General features: G+C 66.1%; 18 protein-coding genes and 1 pseudogene. 12 read left to right on the top strand and 7 right to left on the bottom strand.

Going from position 1 to position 18,839, the window contains the following annotated elements; all coding sequences use genetic code 11:
* Window positions 1–4: 4 nt before the first annotated feature.
* Window positions 5–1,165 (bottom strand): phospholipase D-like domain-containing protein, encoded by a 1,161-nt coding sequence (locus tag ACYRGX_RS09300; RefSeq protein ID WP_473056276.1) that lies wholly within the window; start codon window positions 1,163–1,165, stop codon window positions 5–7.
* A 121-nt stretch (window positions 1,166–1,286) separates the two neighbouring features.
* The gene (locus tag ACYRGX_RS09295; RefSeq protein ID WP_473056275.1) at window positions 1,287–2,069 is read right to left on the bottom strand and encodes an oxygen-binding di-iron domain-containing protein; all 783 of its coding nucleotides are present in this window, start codon (window positions 2,067–2,069) and stop codon (window positions 1,287–1,289) included.
* A gap of 305 nt (window positions 2,070–2,374) precedes the next feature.
* Between ACYRGX_RS09295 and ACYRGX_RS09290 the strand changes: the two genes are divergently transcribed.
* Window positions 2,375–3,127, top strand: coding sequence for a GNAT family N-acetyltransferase (locus ACYRGX_RS09290; RefSeq protein ID WP_473056274.1), 753 nt, complete (start codon window positions 2,375–2,377; stop codon window positions 3,125–3,127).
* Window positions 3,124–3,924, top strand: a complete 801-nt coding sequence (locus tag ACYRGX_RS09285; protein WP_473056273.1) for a lysophospholipid acyltransferase family protein — start codon at window positions 3,124–3,126, stop codon at window positions 3,922–3,924. Before ACYRGX_RS09290 ends, ACYRGX_RS09285 begins: the two co-directional genes overlap by 4 nt.
* A 1-nt stretch (window position 3,925) precedes the next feature.
* Here ACYRGX_RS09285 and ACYRGX_RS09280 read toward each other — a convergent pair whose 3' ends face one another.
* Window positions 3,926–4,792, bottom strand: coding sequence for a universal stress protein (locus ACYRGX_RS09280; RefSeq protein WP_473056272.1), 867 nt, complete (start codon window positions 4,790–4,792; stop codon window positions 3,926–3,928).
* Between the two features lie 106 nt (window positions 4,793–4,898).
* Window positions 4,899–5,504, bottom strand: a complete 606-nt coding sequence (locus tag ACYRGX_RS09275; protein ID WP_473056271.1) for an acyl carrier protein phosphodiesterase — start codon at window positions 5,502–5,504, stop codon at window positions 4,899–4,901.
* A 106-nt stretch (window positions 5,505–5,610) separates the two neighbouring features.
* Here ACYRGX_RS09275 and ACYRGX_RS09270 point away from each other — a divergent pair, with 106 nt between their 5' ends.
* On the top strand, window positions 5,611–5,919 hold the full coding sequence (locus ACYRGX_RS09270; protein ID WP_473056270.1) for an ArsR/SmtB family transcription factor: 309 nt from the start codon (window positions 5,611–5,613) through the stop codon (window positions 5,917–5,919).
* A 16-nt stretch (window positions 5,920–5,935) separates the two neighbouring features.
* On the top strand, window positions 5,936–6,988 hold the full coding sequence (locus tag ACYRGX_RS09265; RefSeq protein ID WP_473056269.1) for an alkene reductase: 1,053 nt from the start codon (window positions 5,936–5,938) through the stop codon (window positions 6,986–6,988).
* A 59-nt stretch (window positions 6,989–7,047) separates the two neighbouring features.
* Here ACYRGX_RS09265 and ACYRGX_RS09260 read toward each other — a convergent pair whose 3' ends face one another.
* Entirely contained in the window at window positions 7,048–7,911 is an 864-nt protein-coding gene (locus tag ACYRGX_RS09260) for an ATPase (protein ID WP_473056268.1), read from the bottom strand.
* A gap of 241 nt (window positions 7,912–8,152) precedes the next feature.
* On the opposite strand from ACYRGX_RS09260, the gene ACYRGX_RS09255 reads away from it, so the two are divergent.
* Window positions 8,153–8,431, top strand: coding sequence for a hypothetical protein (locus ACYRGX_RS09255; RefSeq protein WP_473056267.1), 279 nt, complete (start codon window positions 8,153–8,155; stop codon window positions 8,429–8,431).
* Here the strand turns inward: ACYRGX_RS09255 and ACYRGX_RS09250 are convergent.
* Entirely contained in the window at window positions 8,425–9,318 is an 894-nt protein-coding gene (locus tag ACYRGX_RS09250) for a LysR family transcriptional regulator ArgP (protein ID WP_473056266.1), read from the bottom strand. The two genes, ACYRGX_RS09255 and ACYRGX_RS09250, sit on opposite strands and share 7 nt — an antisense overlap.
* Window positions 9,319–9,405: 87 nt before the next feature.
* Between ACYRGX_RS09250 and ACYRGX_RS09245 the strand changes: the two genes are divergently transcribed.
* The 7 genes and pseudogenes from ACYRGX_RS09245 to ACYRGX_RS09215 all read left to right on the top strand — a co-directional run.
* Window positions 9,406–10,035 carry a LysE/ArgO family amino acid transporter gene (locus tag ACYRGX_RS09245; RefSeq protein ID WP_473056265.1) on the top strand — a complete coding sequence of 210 codons (630 nt, stop codon included), beginning with the start codon at window positions 9,406–9,408 and terminating at the stop codon, window positions 10,033–10,035.
* 221 nt (window positions 10,036–10,256) lie between these two features.
* Complete coding sequence (locus tag ACYRGX_RS09240; protein WP_473056264.1) at window positions 10,257–10,838, top strand: superoxide dismutase; 582 nt, start codon at window positions 10,257–10,259, stop codon at window positions 10,836–10,838.
* Between the two features lie 421 nt (window positions 10,839–11,259).
* Complete coding sequence (locus tag ACYRGX_RS09235; RefSeq protein WP_473056263.1) at window positions 11,260–13,320, top strand: putative bifunctional diguanylate cyclase/phosphodiesterase; 2,061 nt, start codon at window positions 11,260–11,262, stop codon at window positions 13,318–13,320.
* A gap of 133 nt (window positions 13,321–13,453) precedes the next feature.
* Complete coding sequence (locus ACYRGX_RS09230; RefSeq protein ID WP_473056262.1) at window positions 13,454–14,809, top strand: imelysin family protein; 1,356 nt, start codon at window positions 13,454–13,456, stop codon at window positions 14,807–14,809.
* 133 nt (window positions 14,810–14,942) lie between these two features.
* Entirely contained in the window at window positions 14,943–16,343 is a 1,401-nt protein-coding gene (locus ACYRGX_RS09225) for a di-heme oxidoreductase family protein (RefSeq protein ID WP_473056261.1), read from the top strand.
* 14 nt (window positions 16,344–16,357) lie between these two features.
* The gene (locus ACYRGX_RS09220; RefSeq protein ID WP_473056260.1) at window positions 16,358–17,422 is read left to right on the top strand and encodes an imelysin family protein; all 1,065 of its coding nucleotides are present in this window, start codon (window positions 16,358–16,360) and stop codon (window positions 17,420–17,422) included.
* Window positions 17,423–17,476: 54 nt separating this feature from the next.
* Window positions 17,477–18,490: pseudogene (locus ACYRGX_RS09215) on the top strand (DUF1513 domain-containing protein); the annotation flags it as partial.
* A 117-nt stretch (window positions 18,491–18,607) separates the two neighbouring features.
* On the opposite strand, the gene ACYRGX_RS09210 reads toward ACYRGX_RS09215, so the two are convergent.
* Complete coding sequence (locus tag ACYRGX_RS09210) at window positions 18,608–18,838, bottom strand: hypothetical protein (protein ID WP_473056259.1); 231 nt, start codon at window positions 18,836–18,838, stop codon at window positions 18,608–18,610.
* Window position 18,839 lies beyond the last annotated feature (1 nt).

Raw genomic sequence — 18,839 nt, 5'->3', positions numbered from 1 at the left:
GGCCCTAACGCCGCCGATCCAGCAGATTCACAACCAATCGATCCAGGCTGCCCCACAGGCGCTGCTGCAGGCGCCGCCACAGCGGGCGCTGGCGCCAGTCCTGCAGGGTGACCTCCCGACTGACCTGGAAGTCGCTCAGGAAGCATTCTCGCACCGTCTCGCGCAGTGACGAGTCGATCGCCTCCAGGTTGTTCTCCAGGTTCCAGCGCAGGTTCCAGTGGTCGAAGTTGCACGAGCCGATCGACACCCAGTCGTCGACGCTGACCATCTTCAAGTGCAGGAAGCTCGGCTGGTATTCGAAGATGCGCACGCCGGCGCGCAGCAGCCGCGGGTAGTAGCGTTGCCCGGCGTAGCGCACCGGCGCATGGTCGGTGTTGCGGCTGGCCAGCAGCAGGCGCACGTCGACGCCCCGCCGCGCCGCACGAATCAGCGCCCGCCGCACCTTGCGCGTGGGCAGGAAGTAAGGCGTTGCCAACCACACGTGGCGTTTCGAACCAGCCAGCGCGCGCAGCAAGGCCTGGAGAATATCCCGGTGTTGCCGCGCGGCGGCATAGGCCAGGCGGCCGAAACCATCTTCCCCCGGCGGCGCTGGCGGCAGACGCGTCGGTCGCAACGCCTCGCCGGGACGCCAGAAACGCCGCTCGGCACAACAACGCCATTGGTAGTCGAACAGCGTCCGCCAATCCTCCAGCAGCGGCCCCTCGATGCGCACCATGACTTCGTGCCAATGCTCATCGGCTTGCTGCGGATTCCAGAATTCATCGGTGGCGCCCGCGCCGCCAACGAAGCCACAACGGCCATCCACCAGCAGCAGCTTGCGATGGTCTCGGAACAGGTTGCGCAGGCCACGCCGCCAGTTCAGCGGGTTGTATTCGCGCAACTGCACCCCGGCCTCATCCAATTGCCGACGCGCGCTGCGACCCAGGCCGAGACTGCCGTAGCCGTCGAACAGACAGCGCACCTCGACGCCACGCCGTGCCGCCACGCAGAGCGCATCCACCAGGCGCCCGGCGCAGGCACCGTCTTCCACCAGGTAGAGTTCCAGTTCCACACAGCGCTGCGCCGTCTCGATGGCTTCGAGCATCGGCGGGAAATAGCGCGGGCCATCGATCAGCAATTCGAAGCGATTGCCGGAGCGCCAGGGAAATACCGCGCCATCACGCATGGGCGCCACTCCCCATCCCTGCTTGCTCGTGCATCTGCTCGTCTCCCGCGGTTAGCACCATCTCGCTGCGCACGTTAGGCCAGGGCGTGGCGACGGGAGTTCCGCAGGGAAGAATATGCCGTCAGGGCTCGCGGTAATCCGCTTCGCCCATCAAGTCGATACCGCACTGCAGGGCCTCGATCCAGTCGAGGAAGGCGCCGATCATCTCGGCGCCGACGAAGGGCCGGCCGTGCTGCGGCACGATCATCTCGACGTCCATGCCCCGCACCATGCGCGCCCACAGCCGGCAGGCCTTGTTGCTGGCCATGTAGCGACGATGGAAGCCCTCCATTTCCGGGATGTGCGCGGCGAAATCGAGCACCGGGCTGGCGTCGTCGACCAGCGAGGCGCCCATGTCGCCGGAGAAGAGGATCTTCGCCACCGGATCGTAGAGCTGGAAGTTGCCGACCGAATGCAGGAAGTGCGCAGGCACCGCCTTCAGGGTGCTGCGTCCCAGGGCGAAGGCCTGGCCACGGTCGGGCAACGCGATGATCCGATCGTAGGTCGAGATGCCGTGGCTGATCGACAGGTAGTTGGCGGTCAGATGCGGCAGGAAGCGCGCCCAGAGCTTGGAGCAGATCACCTGGGCGCGGGTGTGCAGCAGCCACTTGTCCAGCGAGGCGATGATGTCCGGGTCCTGGTGGGAGGCGAAGATGTAGGTCAGTTCCTGCAACGGGATACGCCGGGAGAGCTCCAGCGACAGCGGCGTGTAGGTCAGGTCACCGCCCGGGTCGAGCAGCAGGTACTGGTCGTGGTCGGTGATCAGGAACTGGTTGGATTGCACACCGTCACCGCTGACCAGGTCATCGAAGAGCAGGCATTGATGGGTGCCGTTGTCGAACAGGACGATGGGATCGCGTCGCATGGAAACCTCACTGGGGGAAGCCGCGATGGTATGCCTGTGGCGGACTGACTCACTGACCTGGATCAAGCGCCCCGGGCCAGAGCGGTCGCGGCTGATCGATTGGCAACCCCGATCACGCTACCCGCGCCGCTGCGCAGCGGGCCGCCGGGCGTCACGCAAGCGTCGTAGAACCTTCATGTAGCTGACAAGGGCACCCGCCAGGATTTGCCTGAGGTTTCGCGGCAGCCGCGCAACCGATCCCCCAGGGGCTCGCCCAACGCCCAGCCGCGGCGACCGCAAGCCCCTCCGGCCGTCCTGGAGGTTTCATGTCCAACGTCGCATCCCTACCCCGCCCCGCCCGGCGTCTGCGTACCGAGCGCCTGGATCACCCACATGGCCTGCGCGAAGCCCAGGCGCTGCGCTTCGAGGTGTTCAGCGAAGCCTTCGGTGTGCAGTTCGAGGCCAGCGCCCAGGGCCTGGACGCCGATGACTACGATGCCCACTGCCGCCACATCGGCGTGCGCGACCTGGACAGCGGTCGGCTGGTCGCCACCACCCGCCTGCTCGACCAGCAGGGCGCGCGGCAGCTCGGACGCTTCTACAGCGAAGAGGAATTCCAACTGCACGGCCTGGCGCACCTGGATGGCTCGCTGCTGGAGGTTGGTCGTACCTGCGTGGCGCCGGCCTACCGCAACGGCGCGACCATCGCCCTGCTGTGGAGTGAACTGGCCGAGCAACTCAACCAGGGCGGCTACCGCTACCTGATGGGCTGCGCCAGCGTATCCATGGCCGATGGCGGACTGCAGGCCCATGCGATCATGCGCCGCGTGCGCCAGCAGGGGCAGCTCGACCAGGAACTGTTGCGCGCCGTGCCCCAGCGCGGTCTGCCCTCGATGAGCCTGCCGGATAACCTCAGTGCGGAATTGCCGCCTCTGCTGCGCGCTTACCTGCGCCTCGGCGCTCGGGTCTGCGGCGAGCCCTGCTGGGACCCGGACTTCGGCACCGCCGACCTCTTCGTGCTGCTGCGCGCCGCCGATCTCTGCCCGCGCTATGCGCGGCACTTCCGGGCCGCCGTATGAATCCGCTGGTCGAGGAACTGGCCGGCGCAGAACCGCGCAACGATGCCCTCGCCCGGCTGCGCCGTCCCCCGCGCCTGTTGCGCCTGGCCGCCGTGCTGGGCGGCGGCCTGGCCACTGCCGGCGGGCTCTGGCTGGTCGGGCGCCTGGGACGCGCAGCGGGGCTGCGCCAGCGCAGGCGGTTGACCCAGGCTTTTCTCGGACGCCTGGGGCGCGCCCTGCCCTTCGCGCTGCACCGCCATGGAGAGGTCCCGCGGCAACCGATGCTATGGGTCTGCAACCACGTCTCCTGGTGTGACATTCCCCTGCTCGGCGGCCTGGCGCCGCTGTGCTTCCTGTCCAAGGCCGAGGTGGCGAGCTGGCCGCTCGCCGGCTGGCTGGCGAGCAGCGCCGGCACCCAGTTCATCCGCCGCGGCGGTGGCGAGAGTGGCGCGGTGGCCGAACGCCTGGCGGGCCTGCTCGCCGAGGGACACTCGCTGCTGCTGTTCCCCGAAGGCACCACGGGCGACGGTCGGGCGCTCAAACCGTTCCACGCGCGTCTCCTGGAAAGCGCCATCGCGGCCGGGGTGGCGGTCCAGCCCGTCGCCTTGCGCTACCGACGCGACGGTGCCCGCGACCCTCTCGCCCCGTTCATCGACGACGACGAGTTACCGGAGCATCTGTTCCGCCTGCTGGGTGCTCGCCGGGGTGAGGTACACATTCAGTTGCTGGAACCGATCGCCAGCGAGGGACGCAGCCGTCGCGAACTGAGCGAGGCGGCGCGCACGGCGATCGAAGCGGCCCTGCAGCAGCCGCTGTGAGTCAAGCGCCCTCTGTCGAGGGCTCGGCGGCGCTGCCGGGAACGCAGAGCAGATCGCACTCCAGCGCGCGCAGCAGACGCAGCGCCACGTGCCCCAGGCGCGCACCGGACTGCGTACCGCCATTGGTCGAAACCGCCAGCAGTTGCGGCTGCAACTCGCTGGGTAGGCGCGCGAGCACTTCCAGCAGGCTGCCCTCGGCGATCACCTGCTGGTAATCCTCGAATTCCACGTGCTGCTTGAGGAAGAAGCGGCGCAGCATGTGGCGAATCTGCTCTTCCGTCTCCTCGCGCAACTTGCGCCGACGCCCGGTCACTTCTTCCAGTGCGCCCTGCATCGGCAACTCGAAGGCGTGCACCACGCTGGTGGAGAGTTTGTCGAGCAGGCCCAGTTCGCGCACGCACTGCAGTTCCCGCGCGGAGCCCGGGGAATCATCCAGCGCCAGCAGCAAACGCTCCGGCGCCAGGCGTTCATTGCCCACGCGCAGCACCGGAATCTCGCTCATGCGGATGACCCGCTCGCTGGTGGAGCCGACGAAGACTTCACGGGCTCCTTCGCGGCGGTGCGTGCCCAGCACCAGCAGCTTCGCGTCCAGGCCGCGTGCGACCTGCGCGATGGTCTGCCCAACGTCACCGCTGACCACCATCAACCGCGGCCACTGGCCGGCGATTTCCACCAGTTTCTCCGCTCGCGGCAGCAGCAGGTCGTGTACCTCGCTGAGCAGGCGCTCCACCAGCACCGATGGACCATCGTCGTCGACCACATGCAGCAGCACCCACTCACAGCCGAATAGCCCGGCCAGTTGCGCGCCGCGCAACATCGCCAGGTCGCCGCGGCTGGAGAGATCGGTCGCGACCAGTAGCTTGTTCATCGGGCCTCCGAGTGGCTGGAACGGGAAGGTAGCTATATCGCACGAGAGCCGCCTGGACGCGCTTGATGCAGGTCAAGCGGCCTCGGTATCGGCGTTTCGGTCTGGATCAGAGACTAGAGGAGCCCGCCTCGCCCCGCAAACCGCGTGCCGATGCGGCAAAGCGCTGCAGCGCCGGATAGAAGTCGTGGAAGTCCGCCTCCAGCGCAACGTACGACGCTTCCAGCGCAGGCAGTGCGCCGTCCAGCAAACCGGGTCGAGACAAGCGCCGAGCCATCCCCGCGAGCACCTGTTCGAGCACCGCGAAGTCGCGATAGCTGCCCAGCCAGTCCTGCGCGGCCATGCGCGGCGCGACCCGCGCCAGCGCGCCGGGCAAGGCGGGTTCATCGAGCAGCACGCGGTAGACCTGGGTCACGAAGGCGTCCAGCGGCTGCTCCGCGTAGCGATCCCAATGCCGCGCCAGGCAGTGGTCGAAGAACAGGTCCAGCAAGACCCCGGAGACGCGCCGCAGCCGAGCGGGAAAGCGCCCTCGGGCAGCGAGTACCACGGCATGCGCATCGGTGAAGACGTCGATGCGCCGGTGCAGGCGGATCGATGCCTCCAGCGGCGCGGGGAAGCGGCCGTCCAGCGGTCCCTTGACGAAATCACCGTAGAGGCTGCCGAGCAGTTGCTCGGGCGCATCGCCGCCCAAGTGGAGGTGAGCGAGGTAGTTCATGCCGCCAGTGTAAGCCCTATGCCTTTACAAGGGCACTTGCGCGGGCTTCCATATCGCAAAAATACGATATATAGTTCGCTCCATCGCGATAGACCGTTACACGACCATGAGCACCGACATAGAACTGGACGAAATCATCAAGGCGCTGGCGCACCCCTTGCGCCGGCAGATCCTGCACTGGCTCAAGGAACCCGACCTGCACTTCCAGGCCCAGCACCATTCGCTGGAACTGGGCGTCTGCGCCGGACAGATCGACCAACGCAGCGGCCTGTCGCAATCCACGGTGTCGGCGCACCTGGCGACCCTGCAGCGCGCCGGGCTGATCAGCAGCCAGCGGGTTGGCCAGTGGAACTTCTTCAAACGCAACGACGAGCTGATAGAGCGCTTCCTGCGCCAGCTCGACGAGCAACTCTGACCCAGGAGAACCGCACATGCCCACGTTGTTCGACCCCATCAAGATCGGCGATCTCGAACTGCCCAACCGTATCGTCATGGCGCCGCTGACCCGCTGCCGCGCCGAGCCCGGCCGCGTGCCCGGCGATTTGATGGTCGAGTACTACACCCAGCGCGCCTCCGCCGGGTTGATCATCAGCGAAGCCACCAGCGTCACGCCGATGGGCGTGGGCTATCCGGACACTCCCGGCATCTGGTCCGCCGAGCAGGTCGCCGGCTGGCGCAAGGTCACCGATGCGGTGCACGCCAACGGCGGGCGCATCGTGCTGCAACTGTGGCACGTCGGACGCATTTCCGACCCCCTCTACCTGGACGGCGAACTGCCGGTGGCGCCGAGCGCCATCAAGCCCGCCGGACACGTCAGCCTGGTACGCCCGATGAAGGAGTACGTAACGCCGCGCGCATTGCAAACCCAAGAGCTTGCCGACATCGTCGAGGCCTACCGCAAGGGGGCGGAAAACGCCAAGGAAGCCGGCTTCGACGGGGTGGAGATCCACGGTGCCAACGGCTACCTGCTCGACCAGTTCCTGCAGGACTCCACCAACCAGCGCAGCGATGCCTACGGCGGTTCCCTGGAAAACCGTGCGCGCCTGCTACTGGAGGTCACCGACGCCGTCATCGGCATCTGGGGTGCCGGTCGCGTGGGCGTACACCTGGCGCCGCGTTGCGACTCCCATGACATGGGCGACTCGAACCCGGCGCAGACCTTCGGCTACGTCGCCGAACAGCTCGGCCAGCGTGGCGTAGCGTTCATTTGCACTCGCGAGAAGGCCGGCGCCGACAGCCTCGGCCCGAACGTCATCAAGCAACGCTTCGGCGGCGTTTACATCGCCAACGAGCGCTTCGACAAGGCCCAGGCCAATGCCTGGCTGGCGGAAGACAAAGCCGACGCGGTGGCCTTCGGCGTGTCCTTCATTGCCAACCCGGACCTGGTGGAACGCCTGGCCAAGGATGCCACGCTCAACGAGCCGCATCCGGAGACCTTCTACGGCAAAGGGCCCGTCGGTTACATCGACTATCCACGCCTGTAAACCGCACGCCCTAATGAAAACGGGACGCCCAGGCGTCCCGTTTTTGCCTTCGCGAACCGCTACTGGCCGATGCGCTGGGACAAGCTCTGCAACTGGCTCTGCAAGCTATTCAGGTTGCGCGTGACCTGCGCGCGATAGGCATCGAACTCGGCGGTGCTCGGCCCCTGGGAGGCCGCCGGACGTGTCTCCAGTTCACTGCGCAGCAACAGCAGGTCCTGCTGCAAGCCGCGGATTGCCGCCTGCGGATCATCGGCCTGCAGCGCCTGGACTTGCTTGCGGGTTTCCTCGACGCGTGCGGGCAGGTTGTCCAGGCCCTTCTGCGCCGCTTGCAGCTCTCCGACGCGTTCGCTCAACTGCGCCACTTGCGACTGCGCCTGGCTCAGGCCGGCGAGGCTCTCGCGCAACGTGGCCAGCTCCTTCTGCTGCGCCTCGACGCTCTGCCGCTGGGCCTGCAGGCCCTGCTCCAGGATATCCAGGCGCCCCTGCTGGGCCTCACGGCTGGCCTCCGCCTGCTGCCGGGCCTTACTCATCTCATCCAACCGCTGCTGCAACTGGCGCACCTGCAGACGCAGCGCCTCGCTGCCGGTGGTGGCGCTCGACTCGGCGGCGATCACCTTGCCGCCGATGTCCTGGATGCGCCCCGCCGCTTCCTCGCTGATGCGTACGAAGCTCTCCTGGGTGGCGACCAGTTGCGCCTGCATGGCCATCAATTGTTGATGGCTCCACCAGCCCAGTCCGCCCAGGGCGATGGTCAGCGCCACCACCAGCACCCACAACAGCCCGCTGCCCCGCCGTCCGGCACCCGCCACAGGCGCCGCCGGTGGGCGGGATTGACGACGCTCGCGGGGCGCTTCGTCGTGATCGTCGATGTCGGCCTTCAAGCTGGGTACGCGGTCCACTTCGTCGAAAGCATCGTTGCGCATGGGCATCTCGTTCCGGGCAAATGCAAAACGCGCAGTATACTCCGCGGCCTTCATCGCTTCAGCGCGGAGCGTGATGCACATCTCATGCACCGTCGCCGGGCATGGCACAGCGCCAGCAAACGACACGGACCTGATGTTTGCTGCTCTGGGCAAGGTGGAACGACCTTTGCTTGAATGCACTCGCAATGAAAGCGCCGCTGCAACCGATGCCCATCACCTCGCCCCGTCGTAGAGGATGCCCATGGAACTGACGAAAGAGATGCTCGATTACATGCAGTCGCTCCGCCGCCGCCTCAAGGAAGAACTGGGCGTGAGCCTGAAGCTGAGCCAGGCGGATGCGATTCCGGCGATGCTGGTCACCAGTTTCGACAGCCATGACGCGGAGACCCTGCGCCAGGCACAGACCCTCGCCGCCCTCGCGGGGATCGACTGGAAGGCCCTGGAAGAACAGCACCAGCGCGAACTTGCCGATCAAGGCGGCGCCTCGGTGCGCATCTATCGCGGTCAGCGGGTCTACTGACCCTCCGCCAGCCAGCGCGGCGCCTGCTTGCGCAGGTACGCACTGAACTCGCTGAGCAGGCTGCCGCCGTTGCGCCAGTGATGCCAGTACAGCGGCACGTCCAGCGGCTCCCCGCAATCGAGCCGGCATAGCCGTCCCTGGGCCAGGGCATCCTCGATCTGCAGTTCCGGCACCATGCCCCACCCCATGCCGCGCTCCAGCATGCGCACGAAGCCTTCCGATGACGGACACAGGTGATGGGCGAACGCGCCTTCGATCCCCAGACGTTGCAGGAACACGTGCTGCAGGCGATCGTCCGGACCAAACACTATCCCCGGCACCCGTGCCAGCGAGGAACAGTCGAGCCCCGCCGGAAACCACCGTTGCAGGAAATCAGGGCTGGCCACCGCCAAGTAACGCATGCAGCCCAATGCATCGCTACGCGCACCGGCCAAGGGCTGCTCCGCCGCACACAGACAGCCGGCCACCTCGCCGCTGCGCATGCGCCGCAGGCCGACGTCCTGGTCCTCCACCTGCAAATCGAGCAGCAACTGGTGCTCGGCGCAGAAATCGGCTACGGCCTCGGCCCACCACGTCGCCAGGCTGTCGGCGTTCAGCGAAACGCGCAGGCGTTGCGGCCCCGCGTCATCGTCGAGCATCGGCAACTGGCGGCGCAGATCGTGCTCCAGCAGACGCACCTGCTGCATGTGATTGAGCAATTGCCGGCCGATCGCCGTCGGCGCCGGGGGCGTCTGCCTGAGAAGGACCGGCTGCCCGGTGTGAGCCTCGAGCAACTTGATGCGTTGTGACACCGCCGACTGGGACAGCCCGAGACTTTGCGCCGCGCGCTCGAAGCCGCCTTGCTCGACGACAGCCGCCAACGCGGCCAGCAGCTTGTAGTCGATCATCTATTTTCCTAATGATCTATTAGCAACATTCGTTTCACTAATAATAGGCTTTTTCCCACACTGTGGGCTCCTCGATTGGAGCCCACCATGTTTTCTTCGGTATTACCCTCGGCCCTCTCCCAGAGCTACTTCAATGGTCTGCTGCTCGGCGCCAGCCTGATCATCGCCATCGGCGCGCAGAATGCCTTTGTCCTGGCACAAAGCCTGAGGCGCAACCACCATCTGTGGGTCGCGACACTCTGTGCCGGCTGCGACGCAATCTTGGTGGGCGCCGGCGTGTTCGGGCTCGCAGGAGCGCTGGCGAGCAGCCCGCTGTTGCTGACCGTGGCGCGCTGGGGAGGCGCCCTGTTCCTCGCCTTCTATGCCTTGCAGGCCCTACGCCGGGCCCTGCATCCCCAGGTCCTGCTGCGCGACGAGGGCACGCTGCGCGACTCCCGGCGCAAAGTGTTGCTGGCAACCTTGGCAGTGACCCTGCTCAATCCCCACGTTTACCTGGACACGGTGCTGCTGGTAGGTTCGCTGGGCAGCCAGCAGGCCAGCCCGGCCGCCTATGCCGTCGGCGCCAGCAGTGCGTCGCTGCTGTGGTTCTTCGGCCTGGCCCTGGGCGGCGCGCGCCTGGCGCCCTGGCTGGCGCGCCCGAGCACCTGGCGGCTGATCGACCTGGCCGTTGCGCTGGGCATGGCGAGCATTTCCGTTCAGCTCATGTTGGCCCAATGAGCGAACGACCAGGCGGACCCTCGGTCACACGCTAGGGCGTCGTAGACGCTGCGCCAAGCGTTTCCCCTACGATTGCCGCGTGGTTATGGCTGGCCCCCGGTGCTATCCTCGACGCCTTGCGTGCGCTGGGGCATCTGGCTCCAGCCTCCTGCCGGTCGACCTACCGTGATGGACCGGCTTCCGTCGTAAGAAACCGACCTGATGAGATCAAGGAGAACACCATGGCTTTTGAATTGCCGCCGCTGCCGTACGAGAAGAACGCCCTTGAGCCGCACATGTCCGCAGAGACCCTGGAGTTCCACCACGACAAGCACCACAACACCTATGTCGTGAACCTGAACAACCTGGTCCCGGGCACCGAGTTCGAAGGCAAGGACTTGGAAACCATCATCAAGACCTCCTCCGGCGGCATCTTCAACAACGCGGCCCAAGTCTGGAACCACACCTTCTTCTGGAATTGCCTCTCGCCCAACGGCGGCGGCGAACCCACGGGCGCACTGGCTGATGCCATCACCGCCGCTTTCGGCTCCGTCGAGAAGTTCAAGGAAGAGTTCACCAAGACGTCGGTCGGCACCTTCGGCTCCGGCTGGGGCTGGCTGGTCAAGAAGGCCGACGGCTCCCTGGCCCTGGCCAGCACCAGCAACGCCGGCAACCCGATGACCAGCGGCGACACCCCGCTGCTGACCTGCGATGTCTGGGAACACGCCTACTACATCGACTATCGCAACGTGCGTCCGAAGTTCCTGGAAGCCTTCTGGAATCTGGTCAACTGGGACTTCGTGGCGAAGAACTTCGCCGGCTGATCCGAGGGCCTGTTGTCGCTCGTACGCGAGCCGCGCCGTTACCCGCAAAGGTCTGCGGTCAGGCGCAGGACTTCGCCAGGTAACACCCTGCCAAGTCCCGCACCGACAGCGCAGGCCCTTCCGGTGCAACCCTGAGGGACGCTGCCGGCTTAGCGCGGCGGTGAGCGAAACGGCAACAGCACCTACCTCGCTGTAGAAAATACCCACGCCTCGGCGTGGGTATTTTCGTCATGGCCACTCCAGCGGATAGCTTCCGTGACAAAGCTGTGCGACAGTGTCAGGCGGTCACGTCACGTCGCACGCTGTCGCCTCCGCGCCCAGTTGCCCGCGACGGCCCCAGCCGCTCGTCCAACGTCGCGAGACTCAGCGCCGGTGCGATGGACCGTGAAGTTGTAGGCACAGGACAAAGGAATCGGCCACCTTGACGCTGACCCTGAAGAACAGCCTTTCGCTGAAACTACTGCGTGTCGTGCTTCTCGCCGCCCTGATGGTCGGCGTGCTGCTCAGTTGCATGCAGATTGTCATCGACGTCCGCAAGACCCGCCACGCCATCGACGCCGACGCGCAGCGCATCATCGCCATGTTCACAGACCCGTCGACCCAGGCGGTGTACAGCCTCGACCGCGAGATGGCGATGCAGGTCATCGAAGGCCTGTTCCAGCATGAAGCCGTCCGCCAGGCGTCCATCGGCCACCCTGACGAACCGCTGCTTGCCGAGCGCAGCCGCCCCCTGCAGGAAGGCGGCACACGCTTTCTTACCGACCCCATACTCGGCCGCGAGCGCACTTATTCCACGCGCCTGGTCGGCAAACCACCTTACGGCGAGTACTACGGCGACCTGCGCATCACCCTGGATACCGCCACCTATGGCGAAGACTTCATCAGCAGTTCGGTGATCCTCTTCATCGCCGGCGTGCTGCGCGCCCTGGCCATGGCCCTGGTGCTGTTCCTCATCTACCACTGGCTGCTGACAAAACCCCTGGGTCGTCTGATATCGCACCTAAGCCAGATCAACCCGGATCGCCCCGGACAGATCAAACTGCCGCAGTTGAAGGGGCACGAGCACAACGAACTGGGCCAGTGGGTACGCACCGCCAACGACCTGCTGGCCTCCATCGAACGCAACACCAGCCTGCGCCGCGAGGCGGAGAACAGCCTGTTGCGCATGTCCCAGTACGACTACCTCACCGGCCTGCCCAATCGCCTGCAATTGCAGTTGCGCCTGGACCGCATTCTCGAGGACTCCACCCGCCTGCAACACCGCGTTGCGGTGCTCTGCGTCGGCCTGGACGACTTCAAGAGCATCAACGAGCAGTTCGGCTACCAGACCGGTGACCAGTTACTGCTGGCGCTGGCCGACCGCCTGCGCGGCCACAGCGGACGCCTGGGCGCACTGGCGCGCCTGGGCGGCGACCAGTTCGCCCTGGTCCAGGCCAATGTCGCCGAACCCTACCAGGTCGCCGAACTGGCACAGACCATCCTCGACGACCTTGAGCAGCCCTTCACCCTGGAAGAGCACCAGGTGCGCCTGCGCGCCACCATCGGCATCACCCTGTTCCCGGAGGACGGTGACAGCACCGAGAAGCTGCTGCAGAAGTCCGAGCAGACCATGACCCTGGCCAAGAGCCGCTCGCGCAACCGCTACCAGTTCTACATCGCCAGCGTCGACAGCGAGATGCGCCGCCGCCGCGAACTGGAGAAAGACCTGCGCGAAGCGCTCTCCCGCGGCGAACTGCACCTGGTCTACCAACCGCAGGTGGAATACGGCGAACACCGCGTGGTCGGCGTCGAGGCGCTGCTGCGCTGGCAGCATCCGCAGCATGGCTTCGTCCCGCCCGACGTGTTCATCCCGCTGGCCGAACAGAACGGCAGCATTCTCGCCATCGGCGAATGGGTGCTCGACGAAGCCTGTCGCCAGCTACGCGAATGGCACGACCAAGGCTTCGACAAGCTGCGCATGGCGATCAACCTGTCCACCGTGCAGCTGCACCACGCGGAGTTGCCGCGCCTGGTCAACAACCTGTTGCAGATGCACCGCCTGCCGCGCGGCTGCCTGGAGCTGGAAGTCACCGAGACCGGCCTGATGGAAGACATCGGCACTGCCGCCCAGCACCTGCTCAGCCTGCGCCGCTCCGGCGCGCTGATCGCCATCGACGATTTCGGTACCGGTTACTCCTCGCTCAGCTACTTGAAAAGCCTGCCGCTGGATAAGATCAAGATCGACAAGAGCTTCGTCCAGGATCTGCTCGAAGACGAGGACGATGCGACCATCGTGCGCGCTATCATCCAATTGGCCAGCAACCTCGGCATGCTGGTGATCGCCGAGGGCGTGGAAACCCTCGAGCAGGAGGCCTACATCATCGCCCAGGGCTGCCACGAGGGTCAGGGCTACCTGTACAGCCGGCCGCTCCCGGCGGGCGAGCTGGGCATGTTCCTGAGGAAGGCCAGCCGCAGCAACGGCCGCGCGTCCCTACAGCGCTGAGTGGAGGTCCCGCTGCGACTGCGGCAGCGCGACAACCCGTAATGCCTTGCGACATCTTCACAAAAATGAAAATCTTTCGCATCATAGAGCGGCTCGCATTTGCACCCACTCAACTGATGCAAGGATTTCGCACATGATCCGCAAGCCCCTGGCCGCGGCCAGCCTCCTGGCCATCGCCGTTTCACTCGCCGGTTGCGGCGACGACAACGCTCCCGAGGCGCAGAAACAAGCGCCGGCTGCTGCGGCAGCACCCGCCGCCGCCCCTGCCAGCGAAGCCCCTGCGGCCAGCCAGGCCAAGTTCGACGAAGCCGCCGCCCAGGCAGTAGTCGCCCACTACGCCGACATCGCCCATGCCGTCTTCGCCGATGCCCTGAGCACCGCCCAGGCCCTGCAGAAAGCCATCGACGACTTCCTCGCCAACCCCACCGCCGAGACCCAGCAGGCGGCCAAGGACGCCTGGGTCGCCGCGCGCAAACCCTACATGCAGTCTGAAGTGTTCCGCTTCGGCAATACCATCGTCGACGATTGGGAAGGACAGGTGAACGCGTGGCCGCTGGACGAAGGTCTGATCGACTACGTCGACGCCGACTACCAGCACGCCCTCGGCAACCCGGGCGCCAACGCCAACATCATCGCCAATACCGAGATCCAGGTCGGCGAAGACAAGATCGACGTCAGCGAAATCACCCCCGACCTGCTCGCCAGCCTCAACGAACTGGCCGGCTCCGAGGCCAACGTCGCCACCGGCTACCATGCCATCGAATTCCTGCTCTGGGGCCAGGACCTGCACGGCACCGAGCCCGGTGCAGGCGAGCGCCCGGCCAGCGACTACCTCGAAGGTGAGGGCTGCACCGGTGGCCATTGCGATCGTCGTCGCGCTTACCTGAAGGCAGTGACCGAGTTGCTGGTTTCCGACCTGCAGGAAATGGAAGGCCAGTGGTCCGCGGACAACGCCGACAACTACCGCGCCACCCTGCTCGCCGAGCCGGCCGAGAACGGTCTGCGCAAGATGCTCTTCGGCATGGGCAGCCTGTCGCTCGGCGAACTGGCCGGCGAGCGCATGAAGGTCGCCCTGGAGGCCAACTCCACCGAAGACGAGCACGACTGCTTCAGCGACAACACCCACAACTCGCACTTCTACAACGGCAAGGGCATCCGCAACGTCTACCTGGGCGAGTACCTGCGTACCGACGGCAGCAAGATGACCGGAGCCAGCCTGTCGTCGCTGGTGGCCAAGGCCGATTCCCAGGCCGACGAGACCCTCAAGGCCGACCTCGCCGATACCGAGGCCAAGCTGCAGGTGATCGTCGACCACGCCAACAACGGCGAGGCCTTCGATCAGTTGATCGCTGCCGACAACACGGCCGGCCAGCAGGTCGTGCGCGACGCCATCGCGGCCCTGGTCAAGCAGACCGGCGCCATCGAGCAGGCGGCCGGGGCACTGGGTATCCAGGACCTCAACCCGGATAACGCGGATCACGAGTTCTGATCCTCTGGCGGGCCGGGCACTCCCCGGTCCGCCTTTCCCGCGCGACAAATCGCCCCATCGCGCTACCCCCCGTTTCCACATGCGGACTGGACGCTACTGATAAGCTTGCGCGGCCCCGCAACGGAGTGCCCCGATGTCCGCTGTACCGCGAAGTACCCTCCATTCCCTGCTGCTCGCGCTCTGCGCCTTACCCCTCCTCGCCGCCGCCGACGACCCGTCGCGCCCTGGCGGAGACACCAGCGTCAACCGTCAGGACCGCAATGCCTTCGCCCTACCGTCGGCCAACCTCTCGGCCGAGCGCAAGCTCGACTTCGCCGTCGGCAACAGCTTCTTCCGCAATCCCTGGGTGATCGCACCGACCGCCACCACCGCACGCGACGGACTCGGCCCGCTGTTCAATACCAACGCCTGCATCAACTGCCACATCCGCGATGGCCGGGGACATCCACCGGAACCCGGCGCGAGCCAGGCGGTGTCCATGCTGGTGCGCCTGTCGATTCCCGCCTCCGCAGCGGACGGAGACCGCCTGCACGAGTTCGGCGTGATCCCCGAGCCGGTCTACGGCGGTCAGTTCCAGGACATGGCAATCCCCGGTGTCGCGCCCGAGGGACGTGTGCGCGTGGATTACACGCCGGTCACCCTGGGCTTCGCCGATGGATCGCAGGTGGAATTGCGCAAGCCGCGCCTGCGCCTGAGCGATCTCGGCTATGGCCCGTTGCACCCGCAGGTGCTGACCTCCGCCCGCATCGCCCCGCCGATGATCGGCCTGGGCCTGCTCGAAGCCATTCCCGAGGCCGATCTGCTCGCCGCCGCCGACCCCGACGATCGCAATGGCGATGGCATTTCCGGGCGGCCCAACCTGGTCTGGGACATGCGCGAGGGTCAGACCCGGGTTGGCCGCTTCGGCTGGAAGGCCGGCCAGCCGAACGTCGAGCAGCAGAGCGTACGCGCCTTCGCCGACGACATGGGGCTGACCACCGCGCAACTGCCGCATACCGACTGCAGCGCCACGCAAACCGCCTGCCTGCAAGCGGTGAATGGGGGGACGCCGGAAGTCAGCGAGCACATCCTCTCCACCGTGGTGTTCTACTCGCGCAACCTCGCCGTACCGCGCCGCCGCAACCTCGACGATCCCCGTGTCGCCGCCGGAGAAGCGCTGTTCGCACAGGCCGGTTGCGCGGCCTGCCATACCCCACGCCAGGTAACCCGCAGCGATGCGCTGGAGCCGGAATTGGCCGGACAGGTAATCTATCCCTACACCGACCTGCTGTTGCACGACATGGGCGAAGGCCTCGCCGACGGCCGGTCCGAGTTCCAGGCCAGCGGCAGCGAATGGCGCACTCCGCCGCTGTGGGGCATCGGTCTCACCGAAACGGTCAGTGGCCATACCCAGTTTCTTCACGATGGACGGGCGCGTAATCTGCTCGAGGCCGTGCTCTGGCACGGCGGTGAAGCAGAAGCCGCCAGGCAGCGAGTGCTGCAATTCGACGCCAGCCAGCGCGAGGCGCTGCTGGCTTTCCTGAATTCCCTCTAGACCAAGGATTCCCGATGTTCCGCCGTTCCCGCTTCTTGCTCACTGGTCTGGCCATCGCGCTGGGCGCCTGCGCACCGCAGGATCCCCAGGCGGCGACCACCGCCGCGCTCGCTGAACAAGTGATCCTGCCCAGCTATGGCCGTTGGGCCGAGGCTGACAAGGCACTGGCGCAAAGTGCCCTCGCCTACTGCCGTGGCGAACAGCCGCTGCAACAGGCGCGCGAGGCGTTTTTCAAGGCGCAGAAGGCCTGGGCCGAGCTGCAGCCGATGCTCGTCGGGCCGCTGGGTGAGGGCAACCAGGCCTGGCAGGTGCAGTTCTGGCCGGACAAGAAAAATCTGGTGGCGCGCCAGGTCGAGCAACTGGTGAAGAGCGGCAAGCCCATCGACGCCCAGTCCCTGGCCGACGCCAGCGTCGTGGTGCAAGGCCTCTCGGCCTACGAATACATCCTTTTCGACGAGCACCTCGACCTTGCCGACGCCGAGCAGAAGGCACGTTACTGCCCGCTGCTGGAAGCCATCGGCGCTCACCAGGAACAGCTCGCGGAGGAAATCCTGCAGCGCTGGAAGCAGCAGAACGGCATGCTCGAACAGATGACCAGCTTCCCCAACGCACGCTACGCCGAATCCCGCGAGGCGGTCACCGACCTGCTGCGAGTGCAGGTCACCGCGCTGGACTTCCTCAAGCGCAAGCTGGGCATGCCGCTGGGTCGGCAGAGCAAGGGCATCCCGCAGCCCTACCAGGCCGAAGCCTGGCGTAGCCATGCCTCGCTCTCCAACCTCGCCGCCAGCCTGAACAGCGCCCGTCAACTCTGGGACGGCGTGGACGGCAAGGGCATCAAGGCCCTGCTCGGCGGCGACCAGCAGACGCTCATCGAGCGTATCGATGCCGCCTACGCAGACGCCCAGCAGAAAATGGACGCCCTGCAACCGCCGCTGGAGAAGCTCCTGGAAAGCGAACAAGGCGTCGCCCAGCTCAATGCTTTCTACGACAGCCTGAACGTCGTACACCGCCTGCACGAAGGCGAACTCGCCCGTGCCCTGGGTGTGCAACTGGGCTTCAACGCCGCCGACGGCGACTGAGCGAGGTAGTTACGCATGTCTTTCATCCAGCGTCTGTTCAGCGGCCTGCGGCGCAGCCAGCCGCTGGTGCTTTCGGCCCGTGACGATGCCGAGGGTGGGCATTACGCAGTCGGCTATCGACTCGATGGCAAGGAGCAGTTCGCTACCCGCGTTCCCCTGCGCTGCCATGCCGTGGTGCAGCATCCAAGCCGTCCGCTGGCACTGTTCGTGGCCCGGCGTCCGGGGCGCGAGAGCTATCTGATCGACCTGCGCGACGGTCGCCTGCTACAGACCCTGCCCTCACAGCCGGACCGCCATTTCTATGGACATGGCGTGTTCCACCGCGACGGCGAATGGCTCTACGCCACCGAGAACGATACCCGCGATCCCGGTCGCGGCGTGCTCGGGGTGTACCGGTTCGACGGTGAGAAGCTGCAACATGCCGGCGAGATCAGCACTCACGGCTTGGGCCCCCACGAGGTGTCCTGGATGCCCGACGGGGAAACCCTGGTCGTGGCCAACGGCGGCATTCGTACCGAAGCCGAAAGTCGGGTGGAAATGAACCTGGACGCCATGGAGCCCAGCCTGGTGCTGATGCGCCGCGACGGCAGCCTGATCAGCCGCGAGACGCTGCCCGAGCAGATGAACAGCGTGCGTCATCTGGCGATCGCTGCCGATGGCAGCATCCTCGCCTGTCAGCAGTTCATGGGCGATGCCGAGGAGCGAGCACCGCTGCTGGCGATCAAGCGTCCGGGCAAGGACTTCGAACCCTTCCCGATTGCCGAAGCACAGCGGCGGCTGATGGCCCAGTACACCGCCAGCGTAGCCGTGCACGATGCGCTACGCCTGGTAGCGGTCACCGCACCGCGGGGCAATCGCTTCCTGGTCTGGGACCTGGACAGTGGCGCGCTACGCCTGGACGCCCCCCTGCCCGACTGCGCCGGTGTGGGCGCGGTCGCCGAAGGCTTCGTGGTGACCTCGGGACAGGGTCGCTGTCGGCTCTACGACTGCCGTCAGGCGGAGATTGGCATGCGCCCGCTGGTGCTACCGAGCGGGCTCTGGGACAACCACCTGCATTTGGTGGCCTGACTCAACACCTGTTCAGGCTTTGCGGCACGTCTGCTCTGCTACGTAAACACAGATCACGGGGCGTAAATTCCACGCCTCGAGCTGTTTCCCGGCTGGATCGAGGTTGCGAGCCGGTCTTCAGGAACGATAGACGCCCTGGGAAAGCCCGAACAGCAACCAGATCAGATCACTGTCGGGTTCGGTGCGGCTCTTCGCCTGGGCACGATTGAACGGCAACGTACAGCGGGGGCCGGCTTCGCTGAGCGAGCTGATCACCCGGCTACCCGGCTGATACCAGGCATATGCCGCAGAGGTGGCCACAGCCAGTCCGGCAAGCAGGAAGAAACTTCTCGCCAATCCCCAAGTCATC

The organism is Pseudomonas sp. R4-15 (genome assembly GCF_055768815.1).
The sequence above is the reverse complement of the archived record's forward strand: the minus strand, read 5'-3'. Positions and strand labels throughout refer to the sequence as shown.

Excerpts from the sequence above, each read along its gene's own strand:
- ACYRGX_RS09265 (WP_473056269.1), top strand. The coding sequence starts at position 5,936 with ATGCCCACGTTGTTCGACCCCATCAAGATCGGCGATCTCGAACTGCCC.
- ACYRGX_RS09225 (WP_473056261.1), top strand. The coding sequence starts at position 14,943 with ATGTCCGCTGTACCGCGAAGTACCCTCCATTCCCTGCTGCTCGCGCTC.
- ACYRGX_RS09220 (WP_473056260.1), top strand. The coding sequence starts at position 16,358 with ATGTTCCGCCGTTCCCGCTTCTTGCTCACTGGTCTGGCCATCGCGCTG.
- ACYRGX_RS09300 (WP_473056276.1), bottom strand. The coding sequence starts at position 1,165 with ATGCGTGATGGCGCGGTATTTCCCTGGCGCTCCGGCAATCGCTTCGAA.
- ACYRGX_RS09275 (WP_473056271.1), bottom strand. The coding sequence starts at position 5,504 with ATGAACTACCTCGCTCACCTCCACTTGGGCGGCGATGCGCCCGAGCAA.
- ACYRGX_RS09260 (WP_473056268.1), bottom strand. The coding sequence starts at position 7,911 with ATGCGCAACGATGCTTTCGACGAAGTGGACCGCGTACCCAGCTTGAAG.
- ACYRGX_RS09240 (WP_473056264.1), top strand. The coding sequence starts at position 10,257 with ATGGCTTTTGAATTGCCGCCGCTGCCGTACGAGAAGAACGCCCTTGAG.
- ACYRGX_RS09280 (WP_473056272.1), bottom strand. The coding sequence starts at position 4,792 with ATGAACAAGCTACTGGTCGCGACCGATCTCTCCAGCCGCGGCGACCTG.
- ACYRGX_RS09250 (WP_473056266.1), bottom strand. The coding sequence starts at position 9,318 with ATGATCGACTACAAGCTGCTGGCCGCGTTGGCGGCTGTCGTCGAGCAA.
- ACYRGX_RS09230 (WP_473056262.1), top strand. The coding sequence starts at position 13,454 with ATGATCCGCAAGCCCCTGGCCGCGGCCAGCCTCCTGGCCATCGCCGTT.
- ACYRGX_RS09210 (WP_473056259.1), bottom strand. The coding sequence starts at position 18,838 with ATGACTTGGGGATTGGCGAGAAGTTTCTTCCTGCTTGCCGGACTGGCT.
- ACYRGX_RS09245 (WP_473056265.1), top strand. The coding sequence starts at position 9,406 with ATGTTTTCTTCGGTATTACCCTCGGCCCTCTCCCAGAGCTACTTCAAT.
- ACYRGX_RS09270 (WP_473056270.1), top strand. The coding sequence starts at position 5,611 with ATGAGCACCGACATAGAACTGGACGAAATCATCAAGGCGCTGGCGCAC.
- ACYRGX_RS09255 (WP_473056267.1), top strand. The coding sequence starts at position 8,153 with ATGGAACTGACGAAAGAGATGCTCGATTACATGCAGTCGCTCCGCCGC.
- ACYRGX_RS09295 (WP_473056275.1), bottom strand. The coding sequence starts at position 2,069 with ATGCGACGCGATCCCATCGTCCTGTTCGACAACGGCACCCATCAATGC.
- ACYRGX_RS09285 (WP_473056273.1), top strand. The coding sequence starts at position 3,124 with ATGAATCCGCTGGTCGAGGAACTGGCCGGCGCAGAACCGCGCAACGAT.
- ACYRGX_RS09290 (WP_473056274.1), top strand. The coding sequence starts at position 2,375 with ATGTCCAACGTCGCATCCCTACCCCGCCCCGCCCGGCGTCTGCGTACC.